Origin of the sequence: Pseudomonas sp. WJP1 (genome assembly GCF_028471945.1) — a bacterium.
Classification (GTDB): domain Bacteria; phylum Pseudomonadota; class Gammaproteobacteria; order Pseudomonadales; family Pseudomonadaceae; genus Aquipseudomonas.
The window spans coordinates 4680319-4704223 of record NZ_CP110128.1 but is presented as its reverse complement, the minus strand read 5'-3'; the positions used below and the strand labels follow the sequence as shown (position 1 = coordinate 4704223).

20 protein-coding genes are annotated in these 23905 nt (G+C 59.3%); 10 read left to right on the top strand and 10 right to left on the bottom strand.

Going from position 1 to position 23905, the window contains the following annotated elements:
• Positions 1–81: 81 nt before the first annotated feature.
• The 3 genes from OH720_RS21105 to OH720_RS21095 form a co-directional block, all read right to left on the bottom strand.
• Positions 82–735, bottom strand: a complete 654-nt coding sequence (locus OH720_RS21105; RefSeq protein WP_272602778.1) for a response regulator transcription factor — start codon at positions 733–735, stop codon at positions 82–84.
• The gene (locus OH720_RS21100; protein WP_336299055.1) at positions 732–1709 is read right to left on the bottom strand and encodes a sensor histidine kinase; all 978 of its coding nucleotides are present in this window, start codon (positions 1707–1709) and stop codon (positions 732–734) included. Before OH720_RS21100 ends, OH720_RS21105 begins: the two co-directional genes overlap by 4 nt.
• A gap of 162 nt (positions 1710–1871) precedes the next feature.
• Positions 1872–3191 (bottom strand): NAD(P)/FAD-dependent oxidoreductase, encoded by a 1320-nt coding sequence (locus tag OH720_RS21095; RefSeq protein WP_272606498.1) that lies wholly within the window; start codon positions 3189–3191, stop codon positions 1872–1874.
• A 520-nt stretch (positions 3192–3711) separates the two neighbouring features.
• On the opposite strand from OH720_RS21095, the gene OH720_RS21090 reads away from it, so the two are divergent.
• The 6 genes from OH720_RS21090 to OH720_RS21065 all read left to right on the top strand — a co-directional run bounded on the left by OH720_RS21090 (position 3712) and on the right by OH720_RS21065 (position 12569).
• On the top strand, positions 3712–5016 hold the full coding sequence (locus OH720_RS21090) for an ABC transporter substrate-binding protein (RefSeq protein WP_272602777.1): 1305 nt from the start codon (positions 3712–3714) through the stop codon (positions 5014–5016).
• Positions 5017–5099: 83 nt separating this feature from the next.
• Entirely contained in the window at positions 5100–6983 is a 1884-nt protein-coding gene (locus OH720_RS21085; RefSeq protein ID WP_272602776.1) for a hydantoinase B/oxoprolinase family protein, read from the top strand.
• Between the two features lie 19 nt (positions 6984–7002).
• Positions 7003–9132 carry a hydantoinase/oxoprolinase family protein gene (locus OH720_RS21080; protein WP_272602775.1) on the top strand — a complete coding sequence of 710 codons (2130 nt, stop codon included), beginning with the start codon at positions 7003–7005 and terminating at the stop codon, positions 9130–9132.
• A 71-nt stretch (positions 9133–9203) separates the two neighbouring features.
• Positions 9204–11120 (top strand): ABC transporter permease, encoded by a 1917-nt coding sequence (locus OH720_RS21075; protein ID WP_272602774.1) that lies wholly within the window; start codon positions 9204–9206, stop codon positions 11118–11120.
• Positions 11104–11862 (top strand): ABC transporter ATP-binding protein, encoded by a 759-nt coding sequence (locus OH720_RS21070; RefSeq protein ID WP_272602773.1) that lies wholly within the window; start codon positions 11104–11106, stop codon positions 11860–11862. The genes OH720_RS21075 and OH720_RS21070 overlap by 17 nt, the downstream gene beginning before the upstream one ends.
• Positions 11862–12569, top strand: coding sequence for an ABC transporter ATP-binding protein (locus tag OH720_RS21065; protein WP_272602772.1), 708 nt, complete (start codon positions 11862–11864; stop codon positions 12567–12569). The genes OH720_RS21070 and OH720_RS21065 overlap by 1 nt, the downstream gene beginning before the upstream one ends.
• Before the next feature lie 55 nt (positions 12570–12624).
• Here the strand turns inward: OH720_RS21065 and OH720_RS21060 are convergent, their stop codons facing one another.
• The 7 genes from OH720_RS21060 to OH720_RS21030 form a co-directional block, all read right to left on the bottom strand.
• On the bottom strand, positions 12625–13758 hold the full coding sequence (locus OH720_RS21060; RefSeq protein WP_272602771.1) for an ABC transporter ATP-binding protein: 1134 nt from the start codon (positions 13756–13758) through the stop codon (positions 12625–12627).
• An 18-nt stretch (positions 13759–13776) separates the two neighbouring features.
• Positions 13777–14574, bottom strand: a complete 798-nt coding sequence (locus OH720_RS21055) for an ABC transporter permease (protein ID WP_272602770.1) — start codon at positions 14572–14574, stop codon at positions 13777–13779.
• A gap of 3 nt (positions 14575–14577) precedes the next feature.
• On the bottom strand, positions 14578–15498 hold the full coding sequence (locus OH720_RS21050) for an ABC transporter permease (protein WP_272602769.1): 921 nt from the start codon (positions 15496–15498) through the stop codon (positions 14578–14580).
• Entirely contained in the window at positions 15483–16511 is a 1029-nt protein-coding gene (locus OH720_RS21045; RefSeq protein ID WP_272602768.1) for an ABC transporter substrate-binding protein, read from the bottom strand. Before OH720_RS21045 ends, OH720_RS21050 begins: the two co-directional genes overlap by 16 nt.
• Positions 16512–16666: 155 nt before the next feature.
• A complete protein-coding gene (locus tag OH720_RS21040) occupies positions 16667–17098 on the bottom strand; it encodes an acyl-CoA thioesterase (RefSeq protein ID WP_272602767.1) in 432 nt (143 codons plus the stop codon).
• Between the two features lie 2 nt (positions 17099–17100).
• A complete protein-coding gene (locus OH720_RS21035) occupies positions 17101–18006 on the bottom strand; it encodes a 3-keto-5-aminohexanoate cleavage protein (protein WP_272602766.1) in 906 nt (301 codons plus the stop codon).
• A gap of 53 nt (positions 18007–18059) precedes the next feature.
• Positions 18060–19043 carry a 3-hydroxyacyl-CoA dehydrogenase family protein gene (locus OH720_RS21030; protein WP_272602765.1) on the bottom strand — a complete coding sequence of 328 codons (984 nt, stop codon included), beginning with the start codon at positions 19041–19043 and terminating at the stop codon, positions 18060–18062.
• Between the two features lie 190 nt (positions 19044–19233).
• Between OH720_RS21030 and OH720_RS21025 the strand changes: the two genes are divergently transcribed.
• From OH720_RS21025 to OH720_RS21010, 4 genes are all read left to right on the top strand, one after another.
• Complete coding sequence (locus OH720_RS21025) at positions 19234–19923, top strand: GntR family transcriptional regulator (protein WP_272602764.1); 690 nt, start codon at positions 19234–19236, stop codon at positions 19921–19923.
• 262 nt (positions 19924–20185) lie between these two features.
• Positions 20186–20908, top strand: a complete 723-nt coding sequence (locus OH720_RS21020) for a GntR family transcriptional regulator (RefSeq protein ID WP_272602763.1) — start codon at positions 20186–20188, stop codon at positions 20906–20908.
• A gap of 106 nt (positions 20909–21014) precedes the next feature.
• The gene (locus OH720_RS21015) at positions 21015–22334 is read left to right on the top strand and encodes an NAD(P)/FAD-dependent oxidoreductase (RefSeq protein WP_272602762.1); all 1320 of its coding nucleotides are present in this window, start codon (positions 21015–21017) and stop codon (positions 22332–22334) included.
• A gap of 169 nt (positions 22335–22503) precedes the next feature.
• A complete protein-coding gene (locus OH720_RS21010) occupies positions 22504–23835 on the top strand; it encodes an MFS transporter (RefSeq protein ID WP_272602761.1) in 1332 nt (443 codons plus the stop codon).
• Positions 23836–23905 lie beyond the last annotated feature (70 nt).

The window sequence follows — 23905 nt, the reverse complement described above, 5'->3', positions numbered from 1 at the left end:
TCACGCAGAGCACTTAGAGGCACTGCGCCATTATTGCAAGATACGCCGTCCTCGAAGGCTGCACAGTATACGTGGGTATGGTTATCGGCTGGCGGGCCGGGCCGAGATTGCCTCGGCCATGCGCACCAGATCGGCAAAGGAACGCGCGCCCATCTTGCGCATGGCCTGGCCGCGGTGGATCTTCACGGTGATTTCGCTCAGGCCGATTTCCCCAGCGATCTGCTTGTTCATCAAGCCCGAGGTCGCCAGCGCCATCACCGTTTGTTCCCGCGGGGTCAACGTCTGGTGTCGCGCCTGCAATTGTTCGGCCTGGCGCTCGGACTCGCGACGCTGTTTGTCCCGGCCATGGGCGGCACACACCGCATCGATCAGGTCCTGCTCACGAAACGGCTTGGTCAGGAAATCCACCGCGCCGGCTTTCATCGCCCGCACCGTCATGGCGATGTCGCCGTAGCCGGTGATGAACACGATGGGCACCTTGATGCCGGCGGCGGCCAGTTCGTTTTGAAAGTCCAGGCCGCTGCTGCCTTGCAATCGCACATCCAGCACCAGGCAACTGGCCGTGTCCGGGCGCGTGTGCTTCATGAAGTCGGCGACCGAGCCGAACAGCTCGACCCGCAGGCCGATGGAGCGCAGCAGGCTGCCGAGGGATTCGCGTAGCGGCGCATCGTCGTCGACGATGAACACCATGCACTCGGTGTGATTGATCTGGTTGAGCGGGTGTCGTTCGTTCATGGTGGGTTCCCAGGGGGCTGGATGGCGACCCGGATCGGTAGGGCAAACACAAACGAACTGCCCTGGCCCGCTGTGCTGGTGGCCCAGATCCGGCCATCGTGGAAATCGATGATCGAACGGCAAATGCAAAGCCCCATGCCCAGGCCGTTTTCCTTGGTGGTGAAGAACGGCGTGAACAACTGCGGCAAGACCTCGGCGGCAATGCCTGGGCCCTGGTCGGCCACTTCCAGCACGGCCTCGTTGTCCTTCACCCAGGTGCGGATCAGCAGAAACCGTTGTGCAGGGTCGACGGCGTCCATGGCCTGGCAGGCGTTGATGATCAGGTTGATGATGACTTGCTGCAGTTGCACGCGATCGGCACTGACCTGACCGCCGAATGCGCCGAGCTCGATTTTCGGATTGATCCTGTGATGGGCAAGTTCGCAGCGGAGCAGGCTCAAGGTCTCGCTGACGATATCGTTGAGCGATTCGTCCTGGCGCAGCGGGTCGCATTTGCGCGACAAGGCCCAGACATGGCGGGTGATCTCGCTGGCTCGATGGGCGCTAGCGATGATGCGCTGCAGTGCCTGGTGTGCTTCGACCAGATCGGGCTGCGGGCGGCTGAGCCAGTTGCGACAGGCTTCGCCATTGCTGACGATCGCCGCCAGCGGTTGATTGACTTCATGGGCGATGGACGCCGCCAGTTCACCCAGGGTGGTCACGCGGGTGACATGGGCCAGTTGGGCCTGGGCGCGGCACAGTGCTTCTTCGGCCTGTTTGCTGCGCAGTACCACAAAGATGATCGCCGCCAGCACAGTCAGGCTGTGCAGCAAGTCCGCGGTCGATTCCCCGCGGTAAAAGCCACCCTGGTGCAGGCACATCGACGTCAGCACCAGCAGGCAGAACAGCGCGACTACGATCTTGCTGCCGGTGAATGTTAGAAGGGGATGCGGGCTACGGGCGTGGGCAGGATTGTTTGTCCGGGGATCGGGCATGCGCGCCTCGGTTTTTTGGTCGGGCTGGGAACGGAGAATCGGTGCGGTATCCTAGAAGCACGCGATCTCATTCCGTTAGGACAAAAAACACGAGAAAACGGCCAAGGCGTCAGCCTTGGCGTTTGTCGCAAACAGGTGGAACTGGTTCCGGTTGTCGGCGCTTCAGGCTTCGAGGCCGGCAGCGTACTGACCTTTTCGCAGAGTGAAGTTCACGCCGATCGACAGCATCGGCTGGGGCGGATTCCAGTTTGGCTTCGGTGCGGCCAGGAGGTACTCGGTCAGGCTTTCGCGTTTGCCTGCCAACAGGTTGGCCAGCAGCGTTCCGGTGGCGGTGCCGCGCACTGTCCCCAGTCCATTGCAGCCCAGTGCGCCGTAGACGTTGGGCCTTAGCTCACCGAAGAAGCCCGCACCGTTGCGCGTCATTGCCAATCCACCGCCCCACGTATGCTCGAACTCGACGTTTACCAGTGTCGGGAAGCGTCGCTCGAACGAAAGCCGGTGGGCCGGGCGAACTTTGTTGGTGTAGTTGGTCTTGGCGCGCCCATCGGGGTTGAAGCTGAAGCTGTTGCGCACGAGGATCCGGTTGTCATGGGTACGGCGCAGTGTCGTGCCAAACGGGTCGGCCGGGATCACGCCCCAGAACTCCTTGCCGCCGATGCTGGCCTGCTCGGCTTGCGTCAAGGGTCGGGTCAGGCTGCCATAGGTGAAGATCGGCAACATCTTCCCTTGCAGGAAGCCGAAGTAGGCGCCGAAGGCGTTGTTCGCCAACACGAGCCTGTCAGCCGTGATTCGGCCGGTAGGATGATGCAGGACGGTTTTTTCGCCATAGTCGACCGCTGTGATCGGCGTATCTTCGTACAGTTTCACATTCTCGGGCAGGGAATCGGCCAGGCCTTTCACCAGCGCCGACGGCTGCACCAGTATGGTGTTGGGGGTGTATAGCGCCTTGCGATAGAAGGAGGTGCCAATGTGATCTCGCAGCTCCGAACCCTCGATCAACTCACAAGGTTGCCCCAGCTTTTCCAGGCCGCCACGGTAGGCATTGAGCACGGCAATGCCTTTGTCCTCGACTGCCGCCTGGTACTTGCCCGAGTGACGAAGCTGGGCGTCGACGATGTGGTGTTGTTCAACCAGGTCACGAAGTATGCCTTGCCCCCGTTGATTGAGCGCCAGGACATTCCTGGCATTTGTCGGATCCCCGATGTAGTCCGGTGCGCCGATGTCATGGGGCACGTCGATAAGGAAGCCGGCATTACGACCGGAGGTACCGAAACCGACCTGTTGCGCCTCCACGAGAATGACTGTGTCGTCAGGGAAGTTCAGCGCCAGCTGACGGGCTGCCGCCAACCCGGTGAACCCGGCACCGACCACCACCCAGGGGGCCTTGGCATCACCGACCAGGGGCGGTTGTGGTTGACGAAGGCGGCTCGTGTGGAACCAGCCAGGCGTTGCATCATCCAAAGGAAGCGAGCCGATTCGCAGTAATGAATCAGGTTCTTTCGGCACGCCGTCGCGCAGCAATGCTGTCGCGCCTCCGGCAGCAATGATTCCAGCACCTGCACCTGCACCAATGAGTACGTTTCTTCTTGAAACTGCCATGCAAACTCAACTCTTTTCAACGGGTGTTTGAATAAGACACAAGCTGGACATCCCCGCTCGACCTCTTCGGTGATGCACTAAAACTTAGCGTCTTCATTTGAAATAATTTATGTATACACAATGTATAATTGTTTCTGCGCATCGTCAATTTGCTTCCTACGAGTGATTTGGCGGTCATGAGGCTCCTCTTTTGGTAAAAAATGTTTGATCAAATATCAGCTATGACCTAAGGTTGATTTCAGATCTCTGATCAGATGTCAAAAAGTGACTCTTAATAACAACAATACAGGTGGCCGGTACGCCACCGGCTGCACTCCCCGTGACTGATCGATTCCGGCTCGCGCCTTTTCAGGTGATGGCGAGGAATCGGCAGCAGGCAAGTGCGGCTACCAGGGAGCACCAAATGAGTGAATTTTCTGATGTGAGGCTGAGCCGGCGGCAAATTCTCAAGGCCGGTGCCGTTGCAGCGGTGGGTGCCGTGGCCCCCGCGTTCATTTCGTCGCGCGGCATGGCCGCCGAGGCGAGCAAAATCACGCTCGGAATGGTCACCCCCCTGGAAGGCGAATGTGCGCAGTGGGGTGTTCCGATCATGCGTGCGGGGCAGATCTGGGCTGATGAGCACAACAGCCAAGGCGGAATTCTGTGTGGCGACGGGGCACGGCACCTGATCGATTACAAGGCCTACACCAACGTGTGCTTTTACCCCAAGGAAGAGTTGCGCGCGTTTCGCAGTGCCATCCAGCAGGATGACTGCAAATACATGTTCCAGACCTACACGCCAGCCTCGCGCAAGGCGATTGCGCGTATTGCCAGCGAAAGCCAGGTGCTGACCAATTCATATGGCGGCGGCTTCATGAGCAGTGATTACCCGTACCTGATGGGAGGGCTGACAGGATCGCCCACGGCATTTCTCGGGCTGGTTTCACATGTCATGAGCCAGCATCCGACAATCAAGCGTGTCGCGCTGCTGTTCACGGACAACTCCTTCGGCCATTCCGGGCGCGCCTACAGTGAGGCCGGATGCGCGCCGTTCATGGGGCAGGGTGGTCTGGAGATTGTCTATAACGAAGTATTCGATCCCAGTACCACTGACTATTTTCCGTTGCTCGGCGCCGTATTGAAAAACCGGCCCGACGCGATCTTCTTCTCGGATCTACCACCCGGCAAACAGGCCATTCTTCTGGAAACCGCGCAGGCGCTGAAGTTCGACGGAGTGTGGATGTCCCACTCCTGGGACCTTCCGCAGATCGGTCAGAGGGTGAACCTGAACGACCTGGAAGGGCGCCTGTATTGCGGCTTTGGCGTGGATGCCTCGGAGCCGACCTTTTCGCCCAAGGCCCACGCCATGTACCAGACATACGTGCAACGCCACGGCAAGGACGAATGGATCGGTTTTGCCGGGCTCACCTACTCGGCAATGGCCACCCTTGACCAGGCATTCCGGGAAAGCCCCTCGATAGAACCGCAAGCGGTGATGAACACGCTTTATGGCATTCGCGCCATGGACCATCCCATCTACGGCACATCGGCCTGGTCGGGCAAGGACATCTTCGGTGCCGACCATCACTTGCTGACGCCTACCCCCAAGTACGTGCTCAAGCAGGGAAGTTTCGCGCTCTCTGGCGTGGTCAACGACCACGACTGGTGGGCGCAGCACCGCGACATCGCCCTGCCGGTACTGAAAAAGTATTCGATGACCCAAGCCTGATAGTTGTTCTTTTCGCATGCCCGCAAAAGTCAGTGCGTGTTAATCGGCGCGCCTGGCCCTTTTGAAAAACGTGGAGAAAAACGATGACGAGAGACGATATCCTGATTCCGCCCTTCAAGCCCGAGCTATACGCTTCGCCGATTCGTGACGAGGAAATCGCCGGACTGCCCGGTGCACTCGACACAGGCGCGGAACAGGTCGACCCGGTCACCTTCTCGGTGGTCCATGCCCGCGTCGAGGGCATCATGACCGAGATGACCGAGACTATCCTGGCCACGGCCCGCAACCCGATCCTGCATGGGGCCAAAGACTTTACCTGCTGTCTGCTCGACACCCATGGCGCGTCCATCCTGTCGATGGTCGATTGTATCCCGGTACACGTCGGCACCATGAGCCCGCCGCTGCGTTTCGTTATCCGGGCATTCGGCAATGACATCAAGGAAGGTGACGTCTTCGTCAATAACGCCCCCTATGCCGGCAACTCGCACGTGGGTGATTTCACCATGTTCGCGCCGATCTTCTATGAGGGAAAACTGGTGGCGTGGGCTTGTTCCAAATGTCACTTGCTCGACATTGGCGCGCATATCCCCACCAGCATGGACCCCTTCGCCAAGGACATTTACGAAGAGGGCTTCCACTTTCCCGGCGTGCGTCTTTGCCGTGATCACAAGCCCATCGATGACCTGGTGCGCTTCATTGCCTACAACTTCCGTTACTCCCAGCAATGGCACGGCGACTTCCTGGCGCAACTGAGTTCCCTGTGGGTGGCTGAGGCGCGCATGATCGAGCTGTGCAAGCGCTTCGGCTACGAGACATTCAAGGGCTGCCTGAGTGAATGCCTGCGCCATGGCGAACGGGCCATGCGCGAGGAAATCGCCAAGCTGCCGAAGATCACCGTCACCGAAACGCTCATGTCCGAATGCTTCAAGGGTTATATCGACGAGCCGCTGGAACTGAAGATGACGCTGAGCATCGATCCGGAGGAGGGCACGATCGATTTCGACTACACCGAAATGCCCGACCAGATCGACTTCAGCTACAACCTCAGTTACGCCACCTGCCTGTGCACTGCCATTCAGGGCACGCTGCCGGTGCTGTCGCCCGACCTTCCTTATAACAGTGGCGCGCTGGAGCGCATTCGCGTCAAGCAACGCGTGGGTTCGATTGCCGGTATTCCGCAATGGCCGGTCGGTACTGAAGTGGCCACGGTCGGCCTGAGCGACGAAGTGACCAACCTGGTGTTCAAGACCTGGGCCAAGGTGTTGCCGCACCGTGCCCTGGCGGGGATGGGGGAGCACCCGGCAGCCAACCATACCGGCACCGGCGTGGACCCGCGTAAAAACAACGAACCCTATGGTCACCTGCATTACCTGGCGGCCAGTGCCGCGGGAGCGACGGAAGGGTTTGACGGCCTGCCTCACATGTTCGGCCACTGCATCATGGGCAACATGGGTTACGAATCGATCGAGATCCACGAGCAATCCTTGCCGCACATTGTCTGGGAAGTGAAGGCCGAGCCCAATTCCGGTGGCGCCGGCAAGTGGCGTGGCGGGATATCCATGTCGCACCGCCAGCAGCCGATCGGTCATGACATGCAATTGATCTATTGCGGGACGGGCCACACCCATCCGGCGTTCGGCCTGTTCGGCGGCGAGGGCGGCACCGTGGCCGATCACTGGTTGGTCAACGCCCAGAGCCAGGCGATCGAAGAACATCTGGAAAACATGGGAGAGGCCATCTGCCGGCATGACCAGCACTGGTACGCCAAGACCGGGGGTGGAGGTGGCTTCGGCAACCCGCTTGAGCGGGATCCGCAAAAGGTCCGTGACGACGCCCGCGATGGGTTCATTACGCTCGATGCCGCGCGTGAGCTGTACGGCGTCGTGCTCGACACCGTGCCGGAGCTTTTCGCCGTCGACACGCAGGCCACCGCGGCCCTGCGCGCACAGATGAGTCGCCCATCCTGAGACCACGAGGTTAGCAAACATGACATTTCGCATCAGTGTTGACGTAGGCGGCACCTTTACCGACTTGACCATCGCCGAGTCCGAGACTTTCAGCCAATTGGGCCGGCACAAGTCGCCGACCACACCGCAGGACCGTTCCATCGGCATCCTCAATGCCATGACCCTGGCGGCCGACGAGCTTGGTCTGACCCTGGAGCAGTTGCTCGCAAAGACCTCGGTGTTCTGCCATGGCTCGACCACGGCGACCAACACCATCCTGGAAATGAGCGGCGCCAAGACCGGGCTGATCTGTACGCGCGGCACCAAATACAATCTGTGGCGCGGCGAAGGCCGTCGCCAGACGATGTTCGACTACAAGATGGACGCCAATACCCCGTTGCTGCGCCCTTACCTGTGCCGCGAAGTGACCGAGCGGATCAACGCCGAAGGTGAGGTCCTGCTGGCCTTGGACGAAGACGAAGTGCGCGCGGAAATTCGCCAGCTCAAGGCCTGGGGTGTCGAAGCCATCGCCGTGTGCACCCTCTGGTCGATCGTCAATGAGGTTCACGAACGGCGCATCGGCCAGATCATCGAAGAAGAGTGGCCCGGTGTGGATTACTGCCTGAGCTGCGACATCCAGCCGATCATTCGCGAATACCATCGCACCAGCTGCGTGGTACTCAATGCGATGCTGCAACCGAAGGTCAGCCGCTACCTCAACAACCTGCAAGGTGAGCTCGAAGCACGTGGCTTTACCGGTGAAACACTGATCGTGGTGTCCAACGGGGGCGTGGTGCCGATTTCGGAAGTGGCCAAAAAGCCCGTGTTCATGCTGTTCTCCGGCCCGTCCATGGCGCCGGCGGCCGGGTATTACTTCAGCAGGATCGAAGGTGTCGACAACTGCATTACTGTTGATATGGGCGGTACCAGCTTCGATGTGTCCACCGTGCTCGAAGGACAGATCACCACGACCAAGGACGGCCGCATCCTCAACTACCCCACGGGCGTGGCTTCTATCGAGATTGCCACCCTGGGTGCCGGCGGCGGTTCGATCGCCAGCATTGCCAGCGGCTTGATCAGCGTTGGCCCGCGCAGCGCCGAAGCGATCCCGGGCCCTGCGTGCTACATGCGCGGCGGTGTGGAGCCGACGGTGACCGACGCCTATGTGGTACTGGGCTACATCAGCCCGAAATACTTCCTCAACGGGCGCATGGAAATTGACCGCGACCTGGCCTACAAGGCCGTGAAGGACTATATCGCCGACCCGCTGGGCATCAGTGTCGAAGAAGCCGCGTTCGGCATCACCCAGGTGGTCAACGAGAACATGATCGGCGGGATCCTCGACATGACGATCCGCCGCGGCGTCGACCCGCGCGAATTCGCCCTGGTCACCGGCGGCGGTGCCACCTCCATTCCGGTCTCGTTCCTGGCGCGGGAAATGGACATCAAGAAAATCGTGATCCCGCGCGAGACGTCCGTGCTGTGCGCCTTCGGTGCCAACAATGCGCCGATTGCCATGAGCGACGTGGTGACCAAGTACAGCGACACCGGCAATTTCGATTACGAGGGGGTCAACCAGGCCATTGCCGGCATCACCCGCAAGGGCACTGCCTTCCTTACCCGCATGGGTGTCGCAGAGCAGGACCAGTGCTTCGAGCTGTTCGTTTCGGCACGCTATCCGCTGCAGACCACCGAGCTAGAAATTCCCTTCACGCTCGACGAGGGCAAGATCAGCGCGGCCACCATCGAGCAGATTACCCAACAGTTCCACGAGGCTTACCTGGCTCGCTATAAAACCAACGATCCCGCTTCGGCCATCGAGTTCGTCATGTGGCGCAACATGGCCACCTTCAATCGTCCTGAAATCCAGCTCACCGTACAGCCGCGCGCTACCGACTGTTCCCTGGACGCCGCGCTGCTGAGCACCGGCCAGGCCTATTTTGGTGACTACGGTAGCGTCGAAACCCCGGTGTATTCCGGTGACAGGCTGCAGTTCGGCATGAGCGTGCCGGGGCCGGCTCTGGTGGTGTTGCCCGACACTACGATTCTGGTGCCGCCGTTTGCCTCGCTGGAGACCCGCGAAAATGGCTACTTCGTGATGAACGTCGACACCAGTGGCAAGCAGAGCAAACCCAAGGCCAGGGCCAGGGAAGTGGCTGTAGCCCCTTAACTGCCTGCGATGCCTCGCGCCGGGACGAGCCTGGCGCGAGGTAGCCCTGTTGTCCGGACTTCGAGGTGCTCATGCTCGACATCAACGTATCTCAATTGCTGATCAACTTCTTTTCCTTGAGCGCCTTCTACGGCTTGTTTGCGGTAGGCCTGGCGCTGGTCTTCGGCGTGATGAAAACCGTGAACTTCGCTCACGGAGAGTTCTTCATGCTCGGTGGTTATGCCCTGTGGTTGATGCTGGCGACCTTTGCCGGGCTGCCACCTTGGGCGATATTCGTGCTGGCCCTGGTCGTGGGGCCGATACTGGTCAGCTTGTTCGGCGCGCTGCTGGAACGGTTGATCTTCGGCCCGACTGCCCACGATGCATTTGCCGGTTTCATTGCCTCGCTCGGGCTTTCCTACGTACTGCAGGCCTTGGCAGCCCTGACGTTCGGGGTGGTCGCCAAGAGCCTGCCAGTGTTGATTCCCGGCGCGCTGCACATCGGTGCCGGGGTGCTCACGTATCAGCGCCTGCTGATCATCGGCGGCGCGGTGTTGATGCTCGCCGGCCTCTGGTATTTCCTCAATCGCACGCGCGCGGGCCGCTCGCTGCGAGCCGCCTCGCAAGATCGCAATGCCGCGCAGCTGCAGGGCATCAACCTGCGTCGTGTGCGCTGGGTCACCATGGGCATCGGCGCAGGCATGGCCGCGGTGGCGGGCGTGCTGATGGCCAGTGTGATCAACGTCGGCCCGTACATGGGGCTGGAAGCCATCTGGAAAGCCTTCATCGTGGTCATTGTCGGCGGGCTGGGCAGCGTGCCAGGCGCGATTGTCGCGGCCTTGCTGTTCGGGTTGATCGACAGCGTGGTGAACACGCTGGGCCTGGGGCAGTACCTGATCATCGTCGACACATTGATCATGCTCGCGGTGTTGTCGTTTTTCCCTCGCGGATTGCTCGGGCGCGAAGCACCAGCTTTGGAGCAGGGCACGGTAAAACACGCCATCCATGCCACCGGCAGGTTATCAAGTGGTGCGCGCACGGCACTGGCGTTGCTCTGCGCGGGGGCGCTGGTGTTGTATCCGTTCCTGAGCAGCAAGTACTACGTAGGGGTGGGCGTGCTGTTTCTGATCAACGTGCTGTTGGTCATCAGCTATCGCACTGTCACCACCATGGGGGGCTGGTCGTTCGCGCACATCACCATGCTGGCGATCGGTGCCTACACCACCGCGCTATTGCAAAGCCACTTCGAGTGGTCGTTCTGGGCTGTTTTGCCGCTCTCGGGCCTGGTTGCAGCGCTGGCCGCGTTGCTGATCGCCTTCCCGGTGATGCGCACCCGGCAGTTCTACTTCTTCCTCAGTACCTTTGCCGCCGGCGAGGCCATTCGCCAATGCTTCATCCAGTTCGAGCAGCCCTTTGGCGGTATCTCCGGGATCGCCTTCCTGTCACCCCCGGGCAAGCTGTTCGGGATCAGTTTTTATGACACGACCCACTACTACCTGCTGGTCCTGCTGATATTGCTGGGCTGCGGCGGGCTGCTCTACCGTTTCAATCTCAGCCGAACCGGGCGGACCATCCAGGCCATGGCCGAGAACGAAAACCTGTCGGCCGCCATCGGGGTCAACGCCTGGGCGCTCAAGACCCTGGCGTTCTGCATCGGCTCGTTCTTTGCCGGTGTGGCCGGGACACTCTATGCCGCCTACAACGGCATCGTTGCGCCGACGGACTTCACCAGCCAGTTCATGTTCAAGATCATCGCTGCGGTGATTATCGGCGGGCATCGCACCTTCTGGGGGCCGGTTATTGGCCTGCTGGTGCTGACCATCATGGAAGAAGCCCTGCGCGGAATGGCGCAATGGGTCCCGTTGATCTGGGGCATGACGCTGATCCTGACTGTGCTTTTCATACCGCAAGGCCTCGAAGGGCTTGTGCAGCGGCTGATTAATCGTAGGGGCACTCGCCGGCCACAGACCGTGCTGGCGAAGGGAGGTTTGAATGCTACGCGTCCATGAACTCACCAAGCGTTTCGGCCGTCTGGCGGCCCTGGATAACGTCAGTTTCGAAATCGAGAAGGGGTGCCTGCATGGCTTGATCGGGCCCAATGGTTCGGGCAAGACCACGTTCTTCAACCTGGTCACGGGCTTTTTGCGGCCCAGTGCCGGCCAGGTGTTCTGGGAGGGACACGACATTATCGGTTGCCAACCTCATGAAGTCAGCCGTATGGGGGTGGCCCGAACATTTCAGAACACCAGCAATTTTGGCAATCTCACCGCGCGGGAAAACCTGGTGATGGCCTGCAGGAATCAGGTTCGCAGCAGCGCGGTATCGCGCCTGCTGCACCTGGGTGCCGCACGCAATGAAGAACGTCAGCATCTGCTGTTGGCCGATGCACTTCTGGAACGGTTCGGCTTGCGCGCGCTTGCCGACGTGCCGGCGGTCGACTTGCCGGGCGGAACGCAAAAAATCCTCGGCGTGGCCATTGCACTGTGTACCGGGCCACGGCTGCTGATGCTCGATGAGCCCCTGGCCGGTCTGAACCCCGGTGAAAAAGCCCAGCTTATGCAAGTGTTGCGCGGTGTCCGCGACGATGGCATCACGCTGCTGCTGATCGAGCACGATATGAAGGCGATCATGCAAGCGTGTGATCGCATCACCGTCCTGTGCTACGGCCACTTGTTGACTGAAGGCGATCCGGCCCATGTGAGCCGGCATCCGGAAACCATTCGTGCGTACCTGGGAGAGGAGGTGGCCTGATGCTGGAAATCAATCAACTGAGTGTCGACTATGCCGGTGTCATGGCGTTGGACAATGTGTCGCTGACCGCTCGGGAGGGGGTGGTCACTGCCCTGGTCGGGGCCAATGGTGCGGGCAAGTCAACGTTGCTCAAGGCCATCTCGGGGCTGCTGTCGCCGCGCAGCGGCGGGATCAGCTTTGGCGGCGGCTCGCTGCTTGCGCTGTCACCGCAGGCGGTGGTGCGCCGTGGCATTTGCCATGTTCCGGAAGGCCGGGGGTTGTTCCCTTACATGTCTGTGCTCGACAACCTGCTGGTGGGCGCTTACCTGCGCAAGGACAAGGCTGCGATCAGCGATGACCTGGACAAGGTTTTTCATTACTTCCCGGTGCTCAAGGAGCATCGCCATCGCCTTGCGCGCAATTTCAGCGGAGGGCAGCAACAGATGATCGCCATTGGCCGGGGCATCATGTCACGGCCGCAGTTTTACCTGTTCGACGAGCCCTCGATCGGCTTGGCGCCGTTGATAACACGCGAGGTGTTGGGGACCATTGCGACGTTGGCCCGTGATGAGAAGTGCGGCGTGTTACTGGTCGAGCAGAATGCCAACCTGGCGCTGGACATCGCCGAGGATGCGTATGTGCTTGAACTGGGTCGCACCTTGCTGGCGGGGAAGGCTTGCGCATTGAAAGCCGATGAGGGGGTTCGTCGGGCGTACCTGGGACTTTAGTGGCGGTGAGGTACTCATGACAGCGGCCTGGCTTGCACCAGGCCGCTGTGATGGATCAGCCTTTCTTCAGGTCTTCCGCTTGCCAATGTGTGAATACGCAGGCATCTGCAATCGCCCAGCGTACGCGCACTTCACCACCGGGAACGAAGGCAAGTCCGATGGCCGATAACGCCTTGACGTTCATCGTTGTTCCGCCTGGGGTAATGACGCTGCAGGTTTGGCTCTCGCCCAGGAACAGCACTTCCGTGACCTTGGCGCTGATTTCGTTCCAGCCGGGTGGAAGCGGGGTGCAGGCAGCTTGCGCCGGGCTCAGGGCCAATGCTTTCTCCGGGCGGATCATCAACATCAGTGCCTGGTCTGCGCGTACGTCAGCTGGCGAGCGAATGCCCAGCGCCTGCCCTTCGAAACTGGCGACGCCATTGCCTTGCGCGGTCAGGGCAAGGAAATTCGAGTTGCCCAGGAACGAAGCCACGAAGGCATTCGGCGGGTTCTGATAAAGCTCATAACCTGTGCCCAGGCCAACGATTTTGCCGTGACTGAAGATGGCGATACGCTGGGACAGGCGCATCGCTTCTTCCTGGTCGTGGGTGACGTAGATGATGTTCAAGCCCAGCCGTCTATGCAGATGGCGCAGTTCGTCCTGCAGTTCTTCACGTAACTTTTTATCCAGTGCACCGAGCGGTTCGTCCATCAGCAACATGCTGGGTTCATACACCAGCGCCCGGGCGATCGCGACGCGTTGTTGCTGGCCACCGGAAAGTTGCGAAGGGCGGCGATGGGCAAAAGGTTCCAGTTGCACCAGTTTGAGCATGGCATCGATACGGCGATTGCGCTCGGCTTGCGGCAGGTTGCGAATGGCCAGGGGGAAACCAATGTTGTCCCTGACCGACAAATGCGGAAACAGGGAGTAGCGCTGGAAGACCATGCCGATGTCACGCTTGTGTGGCGGCACGTTGACCAGTGAACGCCCACCCAGGAGGATCTCTCCGGAACTGGGCGTTTCAAATCCGGCGAGCATGGACAACGTGGTGCTTTTGCCCGAACCGCTGGAGCCCAGGAACGTCAGGAATTCCCCTTCGGGTATTTCCAGTGACAGGTTATCCACGGCGGTGAAGTTGCCATAGTGTTTGTTCAGCTGGCGCAGGCTGACCAGAGGCCGCTGCGTCGATTCATTCAAGACTGCACTCATGGTGGGTTCCCGACAGGGTTAATGACGTTGGCGCAAGCGACTGGCGATCAACATGATCAGCAGCGACAGACCGATCAACAGCGAGGAAGCGACGGCAATGACGGGGGTGAGATCCTGGCGCAGGGTCGTCCACATTTTCACCGGCAAGGTTTGCAACGTTGGGCTGGCCATCATCACGCTCATGACCACTTCATCCCACGACACCAGGAAGGCGAACAGTGCGCCGGCTACCAGCCCTGGCCGAATGGCCGGGAAGGTCACCTTGTAGATGGCCTGCCAGCGAGAGGCGCCGCAGATCACGGCAGCATCCTCGATCGAACGGTCGAACAGTTTCAGTGAGTTGATGATCGAAATCATGGTGAACGGCAGCGCGACGATCACATGGCTGACCACGAACGAGAACAGCGTGCCGGTCAGCCCCAGCTTGAGAAACAGCGCATACACCGCCACGGCGATGATCACCAGCGGCACGATCATCGGCAGGGTAAACAACCCGTAGAGCAGTTCGCGCCCGGGAAACCGCCCACGCACCAGCGCGAACGCTGTCGGCAACCCCAGTGCCACCGCGAACAGCGTGGTCAACATGGCAACCTTCAGGCTGGACCAGGCAGCGTCCATCCACTGCGCGTTGGAAAAAAACTGCACGTACCATTTGGTGCTCCAGGCGGGTGGAGGGAATACCAGCCATTGGGACGAACCAAACGACAACAGTACGATGAAGACGATGGGCACCAGCAGGACCGAGGAGATCAGGCCGGTGCCCAGGTAGAGGCCCCACCGCAGCCTCGGGCTCATGGCATTGGGAGTCAGCAGCATGGTTTATCTCTCGTTGATCGAGCCGACCGGGGATTCCGGTTGCAGCTTGAGATAGAAGTAGAACAGCACCAGCGTGATCAGGATCAGCAGCGCCGCGGCGGCACTGGCCAGGCCCCAGTTGAGGAAGGTCTGCACCTGCTGGACGATGAACTCCGGCAGCATCATGTTCTGCGCCCCACCCAGCAGCGCCGGGGTCACGTAATACCCCAGCGACATGACGAACACCATCAGCGCGCCGGAGAACAACCCGGGCCTGCACAACGGCAGCATCACCCGGTAAAAGTTGGTCCACGGGCTGGCCCCGCAGATCGAACCGGCCTGCAGTACCATCGGGTCGATAGCCTGCAGGGTGGCCTGCAGGGGCAGAACGATGAACGGGATCATGATGTAAGTCATACCGATCACTACACCGGTCAGGTTGTGCACCATTTCCAGCGGTTGATCGATCAAGCCCAGGGCCATCAGCACCTTGTTCACCACCCCCGAAGACTGCAATAGCACCAACCATGAATAGGTACGTGCCAGCAGGCTGGTCCACATCGACAACAGGACGATGTTCATCAGCCATCGGCCCCAGCCTCGGGGCACCAGGGTGATCACCCAGGCCAGCGGGAAGCCCAGGACCAGACTGAACAGGGTTACCAGGCCCGCCACCGAAAAGGTATTGAGCAGCACACGGGTATAGGCTGAGTTGTCGAACAGTTGTGAGTAATTGCCAATGCCCGGGACGGGTTCGAGCACACCTCGCAGCAACAGACCGATCAACGGGGCAAGGAAAAACACGCCGAGAAACAGCGCTGCCGGTCCGAGGTTGCCGAACCCTGTCCAGCGTCGGAGACTGTGCGCGGTGGTCGTGCTCGTCACCGCGCTCTGTCGGGTGGTGCCGGCCCCCGCCGGCACGCTGAGTTTCACTTCACTAGCCATTCGTTCCACCGGGTCGCGATCGATGGTCCGTTCTTGGCCCAATAGCTCAGGTCAAGGGTGATCTGCTCGTCCGCGTAGGAGGTCGGCATGTTGGGTGCCTGAACCTTGTCCAGCAGCGCAGTGCTGTCGAGGTTCACCGGCCCATAGGCGGTGCGGTCAGAGAAGTCGGCCTGAGCCCTGGCGCTGGTGGCCACCGCCAGGAACTTCATCGCCGCCTCCTTGTTTTTGGAGCCTTTGGGGATGACCAGCATGTCCGACATCACCAGGTTCTGCTTCCAGTTCACGCCCACCGGGGCCCCGTCTTTCTGCAGTGCGCTGATCCGCCCGTTCCAGAATTGACCAAGACTTGCCTCGCCCGACGCCAGCAGTTGCTGTGACTGGGCACCACCGCTCCACCAGACGATATCGCGCTTGATGGTGTCAAGCTTCTTGAAGGCGCGGTCCAGATCCAGTGGGTAGAGTTTGTCGGCGGGGACGCCATCGGCCAGCAGCGCCAATTCCAGGGTGCCCGGGCTTGGCCATCGGTAGAGGGCACGTTTCCCGGGGTATTTGCTGGTGTCGAACAGGGCTGTCCAGTCTTGCGGGGTTTTGGCGCCTGACAGTTTGCCTTGGTTGTAACCGAGCACGAAGGAATAGTAGAAAGCACCCACACCATGCTCGGAAACAAAACGCGGAGCGATCTTGTCGCGATTCACCACGCTGTAGTCGATGGGCTCGAGCAAGCCCTCGGCGGCGGCGCGCAATGCAAAATCGCCCTCCACGTCGACCACGTCCCATTCCACATTTCCACTGTCGACCATGGCCTTGAGCTTGCCATAATCGGTGGGGCCATCCATGACGGCCTTGACCCCTGTCTGCTCACTGAAGGGTTTGGCCCAGACGTCGTTTTGCGCCTCCTGGGTGCCGCCGCCCCAACCGACGAAGCTGATGGTTTGAGCCATCGCCACGTTATCGAACCCGATTGCCAGAATGCCTGCGGTCAGTGCCGCGACAACGCGTTTGTTGAACACCATGATTACGCCCTCGTTTGTTTTGTTGGCGGGCTAAGCGCCCATTTAGTCGGGGTGCAGTGGTCCAATGGACAAAAAATGTGATCGGTCAAATGCGCTTATCAGTATTTTTTGGCTTACGTTTGACCTGGCGTGGTAAGGCCCTTTTTTAAAGCTGCTCAAGAGGGAAGGGGAGTGAATACCTCCTGAAGCTGTTGTCGAATAGGGTCCGGGATCGGTTGGCTGCTTCGCGTATGCGTGTCAAAGAACACTTCCACGACATCGCAGGTGGCCAACAGCCTGTTGGCACCTGACTCTGTCATTTCAAAGCGCAGACTCACGGATTTTGATCCGACTCTGATCACCTGTGCATTCAGCGCGACGATGGTTCCGGCTTGAGCTTCGGCGATGAAGCCGGTTTTCATTTCAGCGGTCACCGGCACGATCCGGGCCTTGTCGGTGGAGTGTGAATCCCTGCCCAGGCGACCCCAGAAAAGAAAGATGGCATCGTCAAACAACGCCGCGTAGTGGCGAGTGTTCATGTGTCCGTAATGGTCGCAATGCCAATGATGAACGACTGCCGAACTGAGGGAGATGTTCAGGGGCGACATGTTCATGTTCTTGCGCCGCTCAAACCGAAAATTTCGCGGGCTTCATCCGGGCTCGCCACCTCGCAACCCAGGTCGCGGATGATTCGGCTGGCGCGCTCGACCAGTTGAGCGTTGGTGGCAAACACGCCGCGCTCCAGATAAATGTTGTCTTCAAGACCCACCCGGCAATGGCCCCCCATCATGGTCGAGAGGGCGACCATCTGCATCTGGAAGCGCGACACGCCAAAGGCGCTCCAGATGGCGTTGTCCGGCAGCAGGTCTTTCATGTAGACGAGTGATTTGACGTCGGCCGGCGCTGACCATTTCACCCCCAGGCACAGTTGGAACAGGGGAGGGGAATCGATGTAGCCGTCTTCTATAAGTTTGCGGGCCAGCAGAATGTCACCCGGATTGAACGCCTCGATTTCCACTCGCGTGCCCGCTTCGCGGATCAGCATGGCCATGTCACGCAGCTTGCCGGGCGTATTCATGAACACGCAGTCTGGCGCGCCGGCGATGCCACCTTCGAGGTTCATGGTGGTCGCGTCGAGCGTGCAGATTTCAGGGCGGTTGTCGAAGACATGCCGCACCCGTTCCGCGGCATTGGCCACGTCGGTGGTCGGGTGCGCCAGTGCTTCGTTGTTCGGCTCAGGCACAAAGGTACCGCCCATGCCCGTGGTGAGATTGATCACCACATCCTGGTTTTCGGCGCGCACACGCTCGACGATCTCGCGAAAGACGGCTGCAGAGCGGTCGCCTTCGCCTGTTTCGGCATTGCGGCCATGGATATGCACGATCGCGGCGCCAGCCTCGGCGGCTTGCAGGCAGGAGCGCGCGATTTGCTCGGGGGTGATCGGGTAGTCGGGGTATTTCGGATTGAGCGGCCCATCTCCGGTCACGGCACAGGTCAGCACGACTTTACGTTTCATGGACATCCTCACTGTTGATCACGTTGGTTTTGTCATTGAGTGGTTGCAGCGTGTTACGCGACGTCGTCAGCCTTCAGGTGTTTGGCTTCGACGTCCTTCATGGCGCCGAGAATGGCGACCAGCTTGTTGTCGCGTTCACTGCGCAGCTGGTTGTAATCGCGGCCGGCGATTTCCTCGCCCAGCGCTTGCACCAGCTTGTCGATGTTCTGTGCTGTCAATTGCGGAGTGCCCAGGTCATCCCACCATTGGTGGTAGCTGTCCTTGAACTGCTCGCAGTAGGCGCGCAAGCCGCCTTCACCACCGCCCAGGTTGAGCAACAGGTGAGGCCCCATGACCGCCCAGCGCAAGCCCGGCCCCGCACTGACGGCGGTGTCAACGTCCTTGAGGCTGGCCACGTCTTCGATCACCAGGTGGATGGCTTCGCGCCAGAGGGCGGCTTGCAGGCGGTTCGCAACATGGGCCAGCACTTCGCGTTTGAGCGTGATCACGACTTTGCCGCAACGCTCGTACAGGGCCGTTGAGCGCTGCAGCACGCCCTCGGCGGTACGTTCGTTGCCGTAGAGCTCTACCAGCGGAATCAGGTGCGGGGGGTTGAAGGGGTGGGCGATGATGATGCGCCCCGGGTCTTGCCATTGCGCTTGCAGATCCGAGAGTTTCAGGCCAGAAGAGCTGGTCGCCACGATGGCCTGGGGCTTGAGTACGGGCTCCATTTCGGCGTAAAGCGCTTGCTTGGCGTCGAGCCGCTCCGGGATGCACTCCTGAATGAAGTCGGCATCCCGTATCGCGTCCGCGAGCGTTGTGAAGACTTCAAGTTTTGGCACGGTCTCGGCCGTCGCCATGCCGAGCTTGATCAGCGTCGGTTTGACGGATGTCCAGAAATCAGACATCAACCGCGCCGCCTCCGGACGGCTGTCATACAGGTTCACCTGATTGCCGGCTGCAGCGAAAAGCGCTGCCCAGCTGCACCCGATAAGTCCCGCGCCAACAACGGCGATCGTGTTTACCTCGTCTTTGAATCCTTGAGTGTGCAGCGGCATTGGACGCTCCTTTTCTGACATCTGATCAGATATTTTTATTCAACCTACTCTCGTGGTGATATCTGATCAAGAAGTTTTTTCGGGTGGCGATCACCTGATATGCTTGCGCTTATGCTTCGCTTGGCAGGGCAATCCATGCTTACGTCCGATTGACGAGCGCGGGGCGAAATTTCATCAAGGAACACGGCATATGGCAGAACGTAAAAATGAGCTACCGCTGTTTGAAGCCCGGCGGCCGATATCGGATCTGGAATACGTGTACGGCGCGTTGAAGCAGTCGTTCATGATCGGTGAGTTCGAACCTGGGCAACGTGTGACGCTGCCATTGCTGGCTGAGGCGTTTGGCACAAGCCAGATGCCTATCCGCGAAGCAATGAACCGGCTGGTGGTCGCCAGGGCGATGGAAGCTTTGCCACGTCGATCGATGCGTGTGCCGGAAGCGACCACGGCCAAGCTGGATGCGCTGCTGCCACTGCGCTTGATGCTGGAAGGCGAGGCCACCCGGTTGGCGGTGTCGGCCTGCGCCAAATCCCTGGCTGACGAATTGCAGGCCATCAATCTGGAGATGGATGCCAAGGTGGAATCGGACGACCGCAAAGGTTATCTGCGCCTGAACCAGCAGTTCCACTTCGCCATCTATCGACAGTGCCGAAACGATGAGTTGATCGACATGATCGAGTTGCTGTGGATGCGCTATGGCCCGCTGATGAACATTGTGCGCAGCCAGGTGTTATCCAATACCGGGCACAACCTTCATGCCGCGGTCATCAATGGAATTCTCAACAACGACCCTGAGGTGGCGGCCGACGCCATTCGAGCCGACATCGAGGACGCGGCAAAAGCCATCAGGACGGCGATCGCGTCAAAGCAGCTCAATTGACAGACGACGGCTTCAGCCCTGGCGTCCCGCTGCAGATTCCCATGGTCATTCAAGGCTTTGGTTCGCAGTAGAAGGGACGCTTTTTCTTTAGGGCTCCAGCGTCACACCACTCCCCCAAAAAATCCCCACACCGCCATTCGTCGATTGCGCGGGGCGTCGTTATTTTCTTTGTATTTTAATTGTAGACACAAAGAATAATGCTGTCATATAGTCTGGGCACAGGCAGCAGACCACCCTCACGCACCCGTATGAAGGATTCTAAATGGCCACAATTGAACGCGATCAGCAGGCCCCCGTCGTGTTGCCAATTGATCGTAAAGCCGTGCTGGGAGAAGCGCTGCGCCGGCGGATCCTCAATATGGAGCTGACGCCAGGCGCGGTGGTGGATGAGCAGGCCTTGTGTGACGAGTTCGGTCTGTCTCGCCCTCCGGTGCGGGAACTCATGCGCCAGCTGGCGGCAGAGGGTTACATCGATCTCGAAGCCAACCGGGCCGCCCGCGTGTCGTCCATGAGTCATGAATCGTTGCGCAGCTTTTTCCTGGCGGCCCCTCTGATTTACATCGCTACCACCCAGTTGGCGGCTGTCCACGCAAGCTCTTCCGAGATCGCAAAGTTGAAACGTATCCAGGCGTTTTTCCGTACAGCCATTGAGGAAAAGGATGTCGAGAAACGGGTGCTGTTCAATGACAAATTCCATTTGCAGATCGGCAGGATGGCGCACAACGCCTATCTGATGCCGAGCTTGCAACGCCTGCTGATCGACCATGCGCGGCTGGGCAAGATCTTCTATCGCCACCCCACGACGGTGGACATGCAGGAAGACCTGGAGCTGGCAGCCCAGCAGCATGACGACATGATCAGTGCCATTGAAAACCATGATCCGGTTGTGGCCGGGGAGACTGCGCGCGCACATCTGGAACTGTCCCGTCGCCGGATGTCCGAATACGCCGCGCCGGAAGGCCTGGATGTGGCGCTGACGTTTTAACAGGCAACACCGATGTCAATCGCATGAGCACGCCATGAGGCTTGATGACATCGAGCGCAAGGGATGCTTTTGGCAAGTACAAATATAAGAGAACCAGGTCGCGAAAATGACTAAAGTCAAAAACACACCGGCAGATGACGCTACATGTGGCTGGTTTCACCTCAGCCAACCCAGGGTCGCTCGTCCAGCGCTCCAGGGTTCCCGTACCGCCCGTTGGGTTGTAGTGGGGGCGGGATTCACGGGACTTGCGGCAGCGCGTCAGCTGGCGCTGAATTTTCCTGATGACGAGATTGTGCTGATCGAGGCCCAGGAAGTGGGCTATGGCGCATCCGGAAGAAACGCCGGCTTCGCCATTGACCTGCCACACGATATCGGCGCTGACGACTATATCGGTGATATCAAGACGGCGAAGATCAGCATGGAGTTGAACCTGACGGGTCAATCCATCCTGAAAGATCTCGTTGAAAAACACCGCATCGAGTGTCAATTCCGCCTGTGTGGAAAGTACCAGGCTGCCATTGAAGATCGCGGCATCGGGGTATTGGATGCTTACCGTCGCGGCCTGGACAAGCTCGGTCAGGAATACCAGATGATCGAAGAGAAGGACTTGCCGAGTCATATCGGCACGCACTTCTATCGCAAAGCCTTGTTTACCCCAGGCACTGCACTGATACAGCCGGCCGCGCTGGTTAAAGGTCTGGCCGATACACTGCCGGCCAACGTCACGCTTTATGAAAATACGCCCATCACTGAAGTGGAATATGGGGAAAAGACCGTCCTTATCCATAAGACGGGACGGATCGTTGCTGACAAATTACTGCTGACCAATAACGCGTTCGCCATGAGCTTCGGCTTCTTGACGGGTCGGATGCTGCCGATCTTTACCTACGGGAGCCTCACTCGCCCGCTCACGCCAGATGAGCAAGCGCGCTTGGGCGGCAAGCCTTATTGGGGCGTGATTCCCGCCGACCCTTTCGGCACCACGTTGCGCCGTACGACCGACAATCGCCTGCTGGTGCGTAACAGCTTCAGCTTCAACGCCGACGGACGCAGTCAGCAGAAATACCTGCAGCGGTTCAAGGAGCGGCACAAAGAGTCGTTCGAGCGCCGGTTCCCAATGCTCCCCGAGGTCAACTTCGAGTACACCTGGGGTGGGTCGCTGGCGCTGTCCAGAAACCACATGGCGCATTTTGGCCAGCTGGCCAATAACGTTTATGGCGCCCTGTGCTGCAATGGGTTGGGTGTCACTCGAGGCACCGTCACGGGTACGTTGCTGGCCGACTGGCTGGCGGGCAAGAAGAGTCATCTGATCGATTTTCTATTGGCCTCTCCCGGGCCCAATAAAAACCCGCCTGAGCCGATACTTTCAGCGGGCGTCAATATGAACTTGCTGTGGGGCCAATGTCGCGCGGGTAAAGAAAGCTAAATCCAGAGTAGTTGTTTAAAGCGTTAGAGTTAAATCTGTTGGTAGCAGGCGTTAGTTCAGTGGGTGATCCCATTGGGCTGACACATTCTGCCGCAACGGTTTCTGTTTGTTCGGATTTTGGGCTTACGCTTCAGTCCATCGAATTAACGAGGCGAAATAGGAGACAATAATGACAAGTCCTAATGCATCTGTTGAAGATGTTCCGCTCAATAACTTTCATCGTTTACTGACAGCCCGTTCGGGGGGTGGGTCATTTGTCGATGGGTATGTATTGAGTATTATCGGCATCGCGATGATGCAAATTACCGCTGCCTTGAATCTCTCGGAGTTCTGGCAGGGCATGATCGCTGCGTCGGCGTTGATGGGCGTGTTTTTTGGTGGTTTTCTCGGCGGTTGGCTGACTGACAGGCTGGGTCGCAAGAAAGTTTATTTTATCGGGCCATCGCTGTTCATCATGTGCTCGTTGGCGCAATTCTGGGTGGAGTCGGCGCCTGCATTGTTCGCCTTGCGATTCATCATCGGTCTGGCGGTGGGCATCGAATACCCGGTGGCGACGTCGCTGCTGGTGGAGTTCTTGCCGAAGAAACAACGCGGCCCAAGGCTCGCCGCCCTGACGATCCTGTGGTTTGCCGGCGCGGCATTCGCGTATGTCGTGGGCAACGCGATTCTCAATTCGGGCGGTGACGATGCCTGGCGCTATGCGTTGGCCAGCGCCGCTGTGGTCGGGTTGATCTTGTTGGTGCTGCGCATCGGTACGCCGGAATCCGCGCGCTGGCTGTTGAGCAAAGGCCGCGACGGTGAGGCCGAGGGCGTGATCAAGCGGGTTTATGGCCAGCACTATTCGCTACGGGACCTGCCTGAAGAACCCCACGCAAAGAAAATGTCATTTCGCGATTTGCTGCATTCCGGTTATGGCAAGCGTTTGTTCTTTGTCTCGGTGTTCTGGTCGTGTTCGATTATTCCGGTGTTCGCTGTTTATGCCTTCGCGCCGAAAGTTCTGCTGGCACTTAATCTGAAAGGCGAGTGGGCGTCCTATGGCTCCATGGTCATTACTTTGTTGTTCGTCGTCGGTTGCATTCTTGCAACGTGGCTGATCAACGTCATCGGTCGACGCAGCATGTTGATCCACAGTTTTCTCTGGTCGGGATTGTCGTTGTTGTTACTGGCGACTTTCTCGGGTGGTAACGCACTTCTTGTTTTGTTCCTGTTTGGTGCCTATGCCTTGTTTATTGGTGGCGCACAGGTACTACAGTTGGTGTATCCGAACGAACTATTCCCAACAGAGATTCGCGCTTTTGCGGTGGGGATTGGTACGTCGCTTTCACGTATTGGTGCAGCAGTCGGCACTTATCTGGTGCCGGTTTCGCTGCAGACACTGGGCATTGGCAACACCATGTATGTGGCAGCAGTTGTCACCTTTATCGGGCTTGCGGCGGCATGGGCCATGGCACCTGAAACACGCTCGCTGAGTTTGCGCGACGCGGCGGCATTGAGCAGTTGAATCGAAGTGGTGAGTTGTCCCCACCTCAGAGTGGTGGACACACGATTGAAATTATTCCCTTAGTGATGGA